The sequence below is a fragment of the Thiocystis minor genome, assembly GCF_016653465.1.
Lineage (GTDB): Bacteria > Pseudomonadota > Gammaproteobacteria > Chromatiales > Chromatiaceae > Chromatium > Chromatium minus.
On record NZ_NHSQ01000109.1, the window covers coordinates 1 to 11,410 of the forward strand.

Annotated in this window: 8 protein-coding genes and 2 pseudogenes; 3 read left to right on the forward strand and 7 right to left on the reverse strand. The window is 61.5% G+C overall.

Annotated elements, in window-relative coordinates:
• Nucleotides 1-127 precede the first annotated feature (127 nt).
• The 3 genes and pseudogenes from CCR95_RS26400 to CCR95_RS15385 form a co-directional block, all read right to left on the reverse strand.
• Nucleotides 128-958: pseudogene (locus tag CCR95_RS26400) on the reverse strand (transposase); the annotation flags it as partial.
• Between the two features lie 420 nt (nucleotides 959-1,378).
• Nucleotides 1,379-2,518 (reverse strand): IS91 family transposase, encoded by a 1,140-nt coding sequence (locus CCR95_RS15380; protein ID WP_201096009.1) that lies wholly within the window; start codon nucleotides 2,516-2,518, stop codon nucleotides 1,379-1,381.
• The gene (locus CCR95_RS15385) at nucleotides 2,511-3,359 is read right to left on the reverse strand and encodes a tyrosine-type recombinase/integrase (protein ID WP_201096010.1); all 849 of its coding nucleotides are present in this window, start codon (nucleotides 3,357-3,359) and stop codon (nucleotides 2,511-2,513) included. Before CCR95_RS15385 ends, CCR95_RS15380 begins: the two co-directional genes overlap by 8 nt.
• A gap of 647 nt (nucleotides 3,360-4,006) precedes the next feature.
• Between CCR95_RS15385 and ltrA the strand changes: the two genes are divergently transcribed.
• Nucleotides 4,007-5,341 (forward strand): group II intron reverse transcriptase/maturase, encoded by a 1,335-nt coding sequence (gene ltrA, locus CCR95_RS15390; protein WP_201096011.1) that lies wholly within the window; start codon nucleotides 4,007-4,009, stop codon nucleotides 5,339-5,341.
• 316 nt (nucleotides 5,342-5,657) lie between these two features.
• Here ltrA and CCR95_RS15395 read toward each other — a convergent pair whose 3' ends face one another.
• Together CCR95_RS15395 and CCR95_RS15400 are read right to left on the reverse strand one after the other, a co-directional pair.
• Complete coding sequence (locus tag CCR95_RS15395; RefSeq protein ID WP_201096012.1) at nucleotides 5,658-6,104, reverse strand: IS66 family transposase; 447 nt, start codon at nucleotides 6,102-6,104, stop codon at nucleotides 5,658-5,660.
• 8 nt (nucleotides 6,105-6,112) lie between these two features.
• Nucleotides 6,113-6,772 carry an IS66 family transposase gene (locus tag CCR95_RS15400; protein WP_201096013.1) on the reverse strand — a complete coding sequence of 220 codons (660 nt, stop codon included), beginning with the start codon at nucleotides 6,770-6,772 and terminating at the stop codon, nucleotides 6,113-6,115.
• 81 nt (nucleotides 6,773-6,853) lie between these two features.
• Here CCR95_RS15400 and CCR95_RS15405 point away from each other — a divergent pair, with 81 nt between their 5' ends.
• Entirely contained in the window at nucleotides 6,854-8,206 is a 1,353-nt protein-coding gene (locus tag CCR95_RS15405) for a transposase (protein WP_201096014.1), read from the forward strand.
• On the opposite strand, the gene CCR95_RS26405 is transcribed toward CCR95_RS15405, so the two are convergent.
• Nucleotides 8,203-8,655 carry a DUF6444 domain-containing protein gene (locus CCR95_RS26405; RefSeq protein ID WP_420825663.1) on the reverse strand — a complete coding sequence of 151 codons (453 nt, stop codon included), beginning with the start codon at nucleotides 8,653-8,655 and terminating at the stop codon, nucleotides 8,203-8,205. The genes CCR95_RS15405 and CCR95_RS26405 overlap by 4 nt on opposite strands.
• A 366-nt stretch (nucleotides 8,656-9,021) precedes the next feature.
• Nucleotides 9,022-9,989: pseudogene (locus CCR95_RS15415) on the reverse strand (IS5 family transposase).
• Nucleotides 9,990-11,188: 1,199 nt separating this feature from the next.
• Here CCR95_RS15415 and CCR95_RS15420 point away from each other — a divergent pair.
• A partial coding sequence (locus CCR95_RS15420) for a hypothetical protein (RefSeq protein ID WP_201091369.1) occupies nucleotides 11,189-11,410 on the forward strand: 222 nt, incomplete at its 3' end.

Sequence of the window (11,410 nt, forward strand, 5' to 3'; positions counted from 1 at the left end):
GTACATTGTCGGAGGGCTTCACCGTCTTGCTCTCGCGCCACGGCACCTCCCAAGCTACGAGGCTTGAGTCTCTTGGCCTCGGTCGGACTTTCACCGACTGGATTAGGCATCCTTTGCCGGACACGCCGACCTTCCACCGTTTTTGATGGAGCTCGGCGACGCGCTCGCCATCGCACGTCAGATCACTGCAGACGAGACTCAACCGACCGGTGCTGCCATCTTTGTTTGTCAAGACCCGACCGACCAGCAGGACTTCGTGCTCGAAGCCCTTCAGCCAGCCGCGCACGGCCTGTTTGTCCGCCAACGGCAGTGAATCCACCCGCACGAAGCGACCTTGCGCTTGGTCAGCCTGGCTTAACGCCACCAGCCGATTGTCCTTGAGAACGGCGACGACATGCTGGTGTTTGCTCAGGATCAGCTCGAAGTTGTCCTTGGACGCGAACCAACTGTCCATGAGGACGTCACGAAACACTCACTGGTTCTGGCGTGCTTGGAGAAACCTCGCTTGGAGCAATTCATTCTTCGTCACCTCGCTCGCACGTTTGAGCCGGCGGGTGGCGACATCGCAGAACTGTCACGGCTTGCGGATCAGGCGGAAATCGACTGGGATCGAAATCTCGTCGCTGTCGTAGAGCGCATTGAGCAGGTTCATCCCCTTGACGGTCCGGTTTTGACAGTGATCGAAATGCCAGCAAATCAGCTCGCTGTCATCCGTCCAGGGCTTCTCCTGGATGGTGTCGTCGAAAATCAGCACGGCGTCGGGCTGCTCGATCTCGAGTATCGTGGATTTGACTTGCAACCACAAATCCTTTGAGTTGTCGTCGCGCTCGGATAAGAAGCGGGTCACCTGATCATGACTAATCGAATCAGACACCATTGATGCCAGCCCGGTTGCCGTCGCTGATCCAAACGTGCTGATCAGGTAATCGGTGTAGAGTTCGAAAATGTTTTGTTGCATCCTCGTACTTTACCCGCACCTGCGCGCTCCGCGTAACTACTAAGCATTTATCCATCGGGCGCACAGCAGCGAACCCTGATCTCGCGCTGACGCTTGGGCGCCCGATGGATAAATGTCTGTTGGACTAATCCGCTCCTGGCACGCCCTGTCCGGCGGCGCGCGAGGCGGCAGACCTTATAGAGAGGGAATTGTATCGGTCGGCGCTCGCCAGCGCGGGCGTGTCGGTGCCGACCGAGCGGTGAGGCAGGACGTCGTGGAAGCAGAAACAGGGCATCAGCGGGGCTCTCAGGGTGCTGCGAGGACGTCGATTGGAGAGAATCTTAGTCCATTCCCAGGCGCGAGGCGAGCGCCGGCGCAGACCCTCAGTGGGCCTGAGAGATGACCGGGTGCTGGAGCCGAATGGGGGCTTCGCGGCGCGCGTTATCCTCCGTCGCGCCGCTTCGGGGCCAGCGTGGCCCGCACACGTCGCCGTCCGGTGCGGCAGCTCGGACAGGGATAGCCGTCAAACGTCAGCGTCGGTTCCCCGTTGTCATCCATCGCTGGACAGGCCGTCACCGGCGGTGCGGCCATCGCAGCGCGGATCTCGGGTAAACGCCGGGCGCGGCAGCGATTGGCGAGGAAACCGAAATGTCGGACTCGCATGAAGCCCTTGGGCAGGACATGCAGCAGAAAGCGCCGCAACAGTTCCTCGCCCGAGAGGGTCATGACCTTGCGGCGATCGCCGTCGCGGTAGTCCTTGTAGCTCAGTTCCACGGACTCTCCGTCGAAACTGAGCAAGCGGCTGTCGCTGAGGGCGGTACGGTGGCTGTAGCGCCCCAGATAGTCGACGACCGTCTCCGTGTGCACCAGGCAGGGCTTGGAATAGACCACCCATTCGGTGCGCATCAAGGTGTCGAGCACCCGGTCGATCTCCTTGGGGTCGGTCAGCCGCGGCAGACCTCCGGCCTGCACGGCCTGGCGCAGGCGACTGACGAAGCCGCCGCGCATATGCCGCGACAGCGCCCGCACCGGAAACAAATAGGTGCTCTTGGCAGGGTGCCATTCGCCTGACGTCGAGATCGCGCCCCCGGGAACCAAGCCGTGCAGATGCACATGCCGGGTGAGCGTCTGCCCCCAGGTGTGCAGCACCGCCGTCATCCCCAACTGCCCATCCAGGCGCTTGGGATCGGCCGCGAAGGCCGAGAGCGTCGCCCATGCCGTCTCGAACAGCAGGTCGTAGACCTCTTTGGGATGGACCTCGATCCAGCCATTGAGCACCGACGGAAGCGTGAAGACCACATGGTGATAGGTCACCGGCAGCAGCGCCGCGCGCTGGCGCTCGCACCAATCCAGGGACGCCTGGCGCTGACAGCGCGGACAGTGGCGATCGCGGCAGGCGTGGTAGCAAACCGCCTCGGCTTCGCACTGATCACAGCGCAAGGCGAAACCGCCAAGGGCGGCGGTGCGACAGTCGAGGACATGATGACAGACCTGCCACTGGCGCGGGCTCAAGGTCTGGGTGGCGGCCAGGTCGTCCAGACACGCCCGGATGACCGCTTGCAGCGAGGCCGGCTCAGCCATGGGTCACCTCCAACTGGGCGATGACATCCAGCGCGCCTTCGCCCTCCCCGGCACTCGGGAGCCAATGCACATAGCGCAGGGTCGTCTGGAGACTCTGATGTCCGAGCAGGCGTTGCAGCCGCTGCACCGGCAGCCCGGCCGCAAGCTGATGGGTCGCATAGGCATGGCGCAGCCCATGAAGGCCGCCGACCTTGTGCACACCGGCGCGTTGCTTGGCCTGAGTGAACGCCTTTTGGAGCGTGGTCGGGGCAAGCATCGCACCGTGCTGACCGGCAAACAGCCAGTCATGGGGACGATACGCACGCCAATAGGTCCGCAGCTGCTCCAGCAGGGTGGGGGAGACGGGGACCAGGCGATCCTTGGCGCCCTTGCCCTGCTCAATGCGCAAGAGCCGACGCTCGCCGTCGATGTCGCCGACGCGCACCGCTAGCACCTCGCTTAGGCGCAGCCCGCAGCCGTAGCAGAGGGTGAGCATGGTGCGATGGCGCGCATCGGGACAGGCCCGCAGAATGGCCGCGACCTCTTCGCGCGTGAGCAACTCGGGGATCCGTTGCGGGCGCTTGGGCAGCGTCACCTCCAGGTCGACGGCCGGCCAGTCCAGAACCTCCAGGTAGAAGAAGCGGATGCCGTTGTAGAATAGCCGCACGCTGGCCGGCGCCAACTCACGCTCGCGCACCAAGTGCTCGAAGTAGCGCTTCAGATCCGCCGAGGTGAGCGTATCGGGGGCGCGGTGGGTGAACTTCGCGAGATCCCGCACCGACGCGAGATAGCTCTCATGGGTGCGCGGGGAGAAGCCATGCATCTGCATGGCCACGATCATGCGCTGACGCAAGGGTGTCATCGTCCGATCCTCAGTCAACGACCCGGATTGGGTCACTGCGAGTGTGGACGACGATGAGAAGATCGACTGACAGCGTTGACTTGGAGGCGAGACTCGACGAAGCCCCGCGGAGCGGATTAGTTGTGCGCCCACGAGGGTGCCTTATCAGCACGGTGAGAGTCCGTGTCGGAGCAAGCCACAACTCCGTAACCAAAGGTAATTGCGTCGTCGTGAGACGGGGTGAGAAGCAACTGGAGGTGAATGATCGTTCCGCAGGAAACGAACTCGATTCGGCGGCAGGGTACGGCGAGCCTTCGACTAAGTGGCGAAGCCTGAAACCCACCGCTCACGCTGGCGTGGCGGTCAAAGCGATGAGTGGGTCCCTGTTGTGGTTGGAGGTGGAACGATCGGAAGGTCAGGCACAGTAAGTGGGGAGACCTGGGCGCGAGGTGACGCGGCCCAGGAGTCAGAACCCTCATAGTACCGCACGATCTGGAAGGCCCAAGCGATGGAGCCGATAGGGTGGCACCGCCGGGAAACCAGGCGGCAAACAGAGAACACAAACAGGCGCCTAAGGGTTGGGACTGAAAGGGTCGGACAAGCGCGGAGAGCAAACCCGCGCCGAGGGAAGGGGGGTAGGAAGGTCGAGACGAGAGAGGTTCATCACGATGCAGAGAACGGACATCGCAAGCTCCACAGTGCGGGCAACCGCTAGACCGGAGGCACCCCCGGAGGATCCACGCCAGTGGACCTGGGTCGAGGCGTCGGTATGGACGGATCGTCTGTTGGCGGCCCTGGGTAACGGGGTCAGAGGAGGCAAGTGGCACAGTCTGATCGACAAAGTCTATGCGCCGTCGACGCTCTGGGCGGCCTGGGAGCGGGTCGCTGCCAACCAGGGGGCAGCGGGCGTCGATCGGATCAGCATTGAGCGTTTCGAGGCCAAGGCCGCGTTATATCTGGCGGAGCTAACAGGGGCGCTACAGGATGGTAGTTATCGACCGGAGCCGCTCAGACGCGTGCAGATTCCCAAAGGGAAGGGTCAAACCCGGCCGCTGGGGATCGCCACCGTCAAGGATCGGGTGGTGCAAACAGCCTTGAAACTGGTGCTCGAGCCCATCTTCGAGAAGGAGTTTCTGCCTGTTAGCTTCGGCTTTCGGCCGGGGCGTGGCTGCAAGGACGCGCTGCGGATTGTCGATCAGGCGCTGAAGGACGGCTACACCTGGGTGGTGGACGCCGATCTGCAAAGCTACTTTGACACGATCCCGAGGCAGCCTTTAGTCGCCCTGGTCAAGGACAAGGTCAGTGATGGCCGGGTCATGGATCTGGTCGAGCGTTTCCTCGAGCAAGACGTCATGGAGGGCATGAAGCGCTGGACGCCGGTGGCGGGGACGCCGCAGGGCTCGGTGATCAGTCCCCTGATGTCGAATGTGTACCTGAACGACTTGGATCGGCTCATGAGTGAGGTCGGCTACCCATACGTGCGGTTTGCTGATGACTTTGTGGCCTTGTGCCGCACGCAACAGGAAGCCGAAACGGTGTTGGCCATGATCCAAGCCTGGGTGGCGCAGAGGGGGTTACGCCTGCATCCGGACAAGACCCGGGTGGGCCACTGCATGGAGAAAGGACAGGGGTTTGAGTTTCTGGGCTATCGCTTCGAAGCCGGTCGGCGTTGGGTGCGCTCGAAGAGCCTCAGGGCGCTTCGGGACAAGATCCGCGACAAGACCGGACGCACCCGCAGCGGTCGTCTGGAGACCATCATTAGTGAGCTTAATCCGATCCTGAAGGGCTGGTTTGGATACTTCAAGCAAGCCCATCGCACGAGCTTCCGCGACGTGGATGGATTCGTGCGTCGGCGACTGCGAGCGATTCTGCGCAAGCGCGAGAAGCGTTCTGGCTTTGCCCGAACCGCGCGGGATCATCGTCGCTGGCCAAATGCCTTCTTCGCTGAGCACGGGCTTTTCACCCTACACGAAGCCTATGTTCTGGCGAGCCAATCCCGATGAGGTAACGACCGACTGGAGAGCTGTGTGCGGGAGAACCGCCTGCACAGTTCGGAGGGCGGGGAGGACGTAAGTCCTTCCCGACCCCTATCAACATCAGTTATTAATTCGTTGTAACTATTTCTACTTTGTTAACTTTGACTGTCGCATAAATTAATGAATTTTAAGTTATTTTTTATTAGGCGCAATAAATCTTCATTTACTATGCCCCTATTGAAGATAGATGTTGGCGGTTTATGGGTGATTATAGGCGCTCAACGCGCCACTAGAACCCTATTGTTTATGTGTATTTTTGTTTATTATCATAAAATTTAAACACTTAAAGATTTTTTGAAGGTAACAAAGTAGAACTATACAGGTAGATGATCGCCGTTATGCCAACCAACCGTGGCATCGGTGGCTGCCCTTGGAAAGTCATCACCAGGGCCTGATAGAGATCGACCGACTGCTTGCGCAGCGTCGAAAGATAGGAACGAACCATGGCGAACGCCTCGGCGCCCTCGGTGGAGCGGAAACAACCCGAGACCTTTTGTTTGAGCTTGGGCATGCGCAGATCGCGCTCGGCGAGGTTGTGATCAAAGGGGACGCGCAGGTCGGTGACGAAGTGCAGGACTCCCTCGCGTTGCGTGCGCAGTCGCTCGATGAGGTTGACTGCGGGGGTCTGCTTGATCCGCCGTCGGCTTCCCGGCGGCGGCCGGCGACGGGGATGGAAGCCATCGGCGTCGGCGGGAATGGCGTCATACCGCCGGAAGACAACCTCGATCATGAGGCTGGTCAAGGCCGCGAAACCCGCCGCCCGTGCCGCGCTAGCGGTGTCGTTGGCTTCGCACAACAGTGCGATGAGGCGCTTGGGCCACGGGGGGCGGGGTAGGCCTCGGCGAGGGCGATCAGCTCGCGCAGAGGGTGCGCATTGCAGAAAGCATGCTCGGCGGCGGCGCTCAAATAGGCCCGCCAGTGGTCATGGACCAGGATCCCGCGAAAGCCCCCCAGCAGGCCGATGGCCGTCAGCGCCTCGGCACCGCGCTTGGCGTGGATCGCGTCGAAGGTCAAGGTGGTGGTGCAGAGCACAGGCAGCCAGTGCAGGGCACCGGCGCACAGTCCGGTTTCGTCGGCATGGGCGACGGCGCTCTGCGCCACCGCCTGGCCGATCGCCGCCACCGGTGCGGCTAGGCGCGTCGCGGCCTCCCAACCCCAGGCGACGAGGGTCGCCGGCGACAGCAGAAGGCCCACCAAGGCGTTCAACAACTCCGTGGCCCGTTGAGACGGAAGGTGCTGATCATGAGTCAGAGAGACCGCGAACGCCATGAGCCCCGCGCCGAACTGAACCGGCGCGCTCGCCGACTCCCGGAACCGGCTGGGCGCTTGACCGCAGGCGCAAACGCCGGACACTGTCCGATACTCGGTCACATCCCGGCGCACCACCAGATCGATCACCTGACGGCGCTCAGGCCAGCCCTTTTAAGGTGCTGCGCAATATGCTGTAAAATATAATATTTTGAGAACATGATCGAACCGATGTTCAGTGAAGTCCTAGAAAGATTCGTCGACAAGAGCCCGGTGACCGTGATGGTGCGCGGGTTGTTGGAGAACCTTCTCTCCGCCGACAAGCTCGACCGTTGGTTCGAGGCGACGTGCGCGCGTCAGTACACGCGCAAGATCCTGTTCTCCTCGCTGGTCGGGTTGATGTTGCAAGTCGTGTGCAGAACCCGCGCGAGTATTCACGAAGCGTATCGCGCTTCGATGATCGCGGCCTCCGTCGTTGCGGTATACGGCAAGTTGAAGGGGGTCGAGCCGACGACCTCCAGGGCCTTCGTTCAAGTCGTCGCGGGCGATGCCGAGCGTCTGATCGACACACTGGGTGGCACACGTCCTGCCCGGTTGCCAGGATACCGGGTGAAATATCTCGACGGGAATTGCTTGGCGGCGACCGAACATCGCTTGAAGCCGTTGCGCGAGACGGCAGCCGGGGCCTTGCCGGGGAAGTCGCTGGTGGTCTTCCAGCCCCATGTGGGATTGGCGACGGACGTCTTTCCATGCATCGACGGTCATGCCCAAGAGCGCGCCTTGCTCGGCCCCGTCGTCGCGACCGTCGAAGCCGGTGATCTGTGGATCGCCGACCGCAACTTCTGCGTCCTGGCCTTCCTCTCGGCGATCCACGCCCGAGGCGCCGCGTTCGTGATTCGCCAGCATGCCAATTTGATCGCCAAGCCGTTGTCGAAAATACGCGTGGTTGGCAAATCGTCGACGGGGAAGGTCGATGAACAGCCGGTCGAGCTGACGGCTGCGGACGGCACCGTGTGGCAACTGCGCCGCATCGTTATCAAGCTGAGCCAAGCCACCCGCGACGGCGAGACGACACTCAATCTCCTGACGAATCTGCCGGACGACGTGGCCGATGCGATCATGGTGGCCGAGTTGTATCGGCAACGCTGGGGCATCGAGACCGCCTTTCAAAAATTGGAACGTCATCTCAATTCCGAAATTTCGACACTCGGCTATCCCCAGGCGGCCCTGTTCGGCTTTTGCCTGGCCTTGGTGGCCTTCAATCTCTACGCCGTCGTGATGGCCGCACTGCGTGCGGCGCATCCCACGCGCGACATCGATGCCGAGGTGTCCGAGTATTACATCGCCGGTGAGATCGCTGCCACGTACACCGGGTTGGAGATTGCCGTCTGCGAGACGGACTGGGAGCCATTCGCACACGCGGATACCCAAAAGATGTGTACGTTGTTGTTCAATCTGGCTCAACGCGTGGACTTGAAACGACTCCTCAAGACACCTCGGGGACCGAAGAAACCGCGCACCCCGCGCACAAAATTCAAAGGGAAGCCGCATGTCTCCACAGCGAAGCTACTGGCCGGACGCTAAACGCACTCAAAACGTGACCTTAAAAGGGCTGGGCGCTCAGGCAAAACCTCCACGTCCAGCTCCGCCCGATCGCGTCCACAGGCGCAGGCCCCTTCCAACGGCACGATGACCGTCTGTTCCGGGGTGCCGACCAGTGCGCGGGTGGCGCCTGGATGCCCGGCCTGTCCACCCGGCGGTTTTCCGCTGCGCTGGCGCCGCGACTTGGGCGGGGGCTTCTTGAAGGGAAGATCGGACGACGGCGGTTTGCTGGAGTTGTGGCTGTCCTTGGCCAGACGGGCTTCCAGTTCCTGGATGTGCGCCAGGAGTTTGGCAATCTGAGCGGCTTGCTCGGCATTCTCCGCACGCAAACGCGTTAACTCGGCCTCGCGGCTGTCGGGGCAAGCGGGTGCGGGTAGGGGCGTCAGACATGATGAAAATTTACTGGCTGAGCAGAGTGTTTGGCAATTGATCCTGAATAGTTACGTGTTTGGTCATCGTCAGCGATCTCTGTTGCATGCTCACGTCTAATTGAATACAACCGAGGGTAGTGCCCCAGCCTATATGATGGCGAGATATTTTTACGCTTCTGAATCAAACGTTTGAGCTAGAGCCCATCATATAGGCTGTGGCACTACCCAACCGAGGTGACCTGCGCCGTCAAAGGGGCGAGCGGAGGGTTCTGATCAGTCGATAGGGGCGGCGAGAAGAAAACACCCTTTGGGTCTCGGTCAATCCACCTCATCATTCGGCCATCATCTGGTTCCTTGAATGATGCACTTCATGTGGCGTTGGTGCATAAAGAAACAGTCGGGCAGGACTCCCCTTTCCCCATTTTCTCAGGACAGAGCTTCCCCAACCCGCACCGAGATCGGCATCCCCAGATAAGTCATTCGATTCATGGCGACATCCGCGCATGAACTTCGTTCACCTGGGCGTCGAACAGGCGTGAGGCGACCGCCTCCCCAAAGAGTTGCTTGAGCCGGTACATGGCATTTTCGGCCAGGCTACGCCGGTGATAACCGGCGTCCTTTTTCCACCGCCCCACGCCCTTCTCCTGGATCTGTGCGAGCGCCTGCGTGCGCGGGTGATCGGCTTCCCAGGGTACCGCGTTTTCTCGGGGCGGCACCGCCAGCGTGGCCTGGCATTGCCCCGCGACGTCATCGGCTTCACGGGTATCATAGGCCCCATCCCCATCGATCTGTTCGATGAACCCGTCGATCTGACCGATCAGTCCGCCGAAGGCTTCACCATCCGTCCAGGCCGCGGTCGTGACTTCCACGCCAATGACGTCCTTGGCGTCCGCATCGACCGCCAGATGCACCTTCAGCCAGGCGCGTCGTTTGCCGGCGCCGTGTTGGCGCACCTTCCATTCTCCTTCGCCAAACACGTTCATGCCGGTGGAGTCCACCACCACAGGGATCGACCCCGTGCGCTCCCGGCGCGGAATGTGGACCACCAACCGGCGCACCCGGCGTGACAGGTGCGGGTGATCCGGGATCGGCAGGTCCAGCCCCATCAGGCGCATCAGAGAACGTACAAACCCTTCCAACGAGCGATACGGCAGGTGGAATACTTGCTTTAAGACCAACAGCGTCTGGATGGACCAGTCCGAGTAGCGCACAGGCGCCCCCCGCTGACCTGTCGGCTCAGGCGTACAGTTCTGGAGGATCGCTGCCTGGTCGAACCAGAAGGTGATGTCTCCACGCCCCACCAGCGCACTGTCGTATGCCGGCCAGTTGGTGACCCGGTATTTCGCCTTCTTGGGAGAGGCGCCTTCGCCACTGTCGGGAACTGTCGATGCCATGTCCGGGGACTTTCTCCGCTGAAACCACCGCCAGAGTAGCCGCTGGCGGTTGGTTTATGCACCAACGTCACTTCATGTCTGTCTCCGCCGAGTTGCTCTCCGATGTCATGACGGTTCAAGGGCTGATCGCCACGGACCGCCTGGCCGAGGTGCTGCAGGGACTTTGAGTCGGTCAAGATGGACTAGGAGGAGGCTGATCTTTGAAGCTCATGTGTGCCGGAAACTGTGCGGGACTGTAGCCGCGTTAGCGATGATTGAGACATAATAGGGCAGGAAATCGCACGGCGCTGGCGGCTAACCTGTTGTTTTGATTAACGTCAATTATCGTCGAGCGGTTTTGTAATCAGCAGGTCGTCGGTTCGAATCCGACCGTCAGCTCCATAAAATCAACGGCCTAGACGCAAAACGTCTAGGCCTTTTTTCTTTGAGCAACCAATGAGCAACCAATCGGCTGGGTCTGCAAATGCCGACAGCCTCGGTTTTTTCCTGAATCCGACCATCCGTTCACGTCCCCGTCAAATCGCCGCCAATCATTTTCCCCGACCTTGATTGACGTGAGCGAGCGTCGTTGGCCATCCGCCTGACTCGGCGATCGGCGGACTGTGGCGCGACCTCTCGGCCCGCTCTGCCAATCTTCGCACGTCAACCCGGCGTCATAGGATCCCTTTCCAGGATGGAGCATGCCCACGTTTCCGGCTCGTGCGCGAGCGCCGGTTAAAGGCAGAAAGGGGTGGATCGTACTGGCATCGAGTGGTGGTGCCTGGCGCACGAATAGGTCGGGAGTGCAGGATGTCATCGGTGAGCAGACCATCGAAACGGTCGTCAGTCGCGATCGACGCCCTGCGCCGATGGGCCGCACGTCCCGCTTCGCGTCAGCGTCACCCCCACACGCGATGTCTGGCGCCTCTGGCCGCGATGAACGCCGGCGGCAGGTGCGTCATGGTCAGCGATCGCCGCGACCAACTCAACGCCCGTCACCGCGATGGCATGACGATCGCTCGGAGCGAATGGCAAGCCGCCCCCAGACCCTGCCGGGGGTCTGCTCGTCGAGGCGTAGCACACGTTGGCCGCCCGCTGGCCGCCAAGGGCAGCGGCGACGTGATCGCCCCTAGGCGGCGCGCCTTCCCATACGCGCCAACATAGCCGGCAAGCCCTTGAAAATCAGTGGAGAGGCGCGATCTGTTGGGCATTTTGCCGCCATGCTCCGCGCCCCCCAGCCCGTCGATCTCGCGTTTGAAGCGTTTCTGAAGGAATTGCCACCCGAGTACGCGACGATGGCGCGTGAGTTCAAGGCATTCGCCCGCCCGCGCAAGCTCAAGACGCCGGCGCAATTGCTGCAAGTGGTGATGCTGTCTTGTGGGTTGGATCAGGCACTGCGAACGACTGCCGGGAGCTTCACGCGGCTGGAGGAACGCATCACC

What these genes read in the sequence shown, in the direction of transcription:
- CCR95_RS15385 (WP_201096010.1), bottom strand. Translation starts at nt 3,359, where the DNA reads ATGACACCCTTGCGTCAGCGCATGATCGTGGCCATGCAGATGCATGGC.
- CCR95_RS15405 (WP_201096014.1), top strand. Translation starts at nt 6,854, where the DNA reads ATGTTCAGTGAAGTCCTAGAAAGATTCGTCGACAAGAGCCCGGTGACC.
- CCR95_RS15380 (WP_201096009.1), bottom strand. Translation starts at nt 2,518, where the DNA reads ATGGCTGAGCCGGCCTCGCTGCAAGCGGTCATCCGGGCGTGTCTGGAC.
- ltrA (WP_201096011.1), top strand. Translation starts at nt 4,007, where the DNA reads ATGCAGAGAACGGACATCGCAAGCTCCACAGTGCGGGCAACCGCTAGA.
- CCR95_RS15395 (WP_201096012.1), bottom strand. Translation starts at nt 6,104, where the DNA reads ATGATCGAGGTTGTCTTCCGGCGGTATGACGCCATTCCCGCCGACGCC.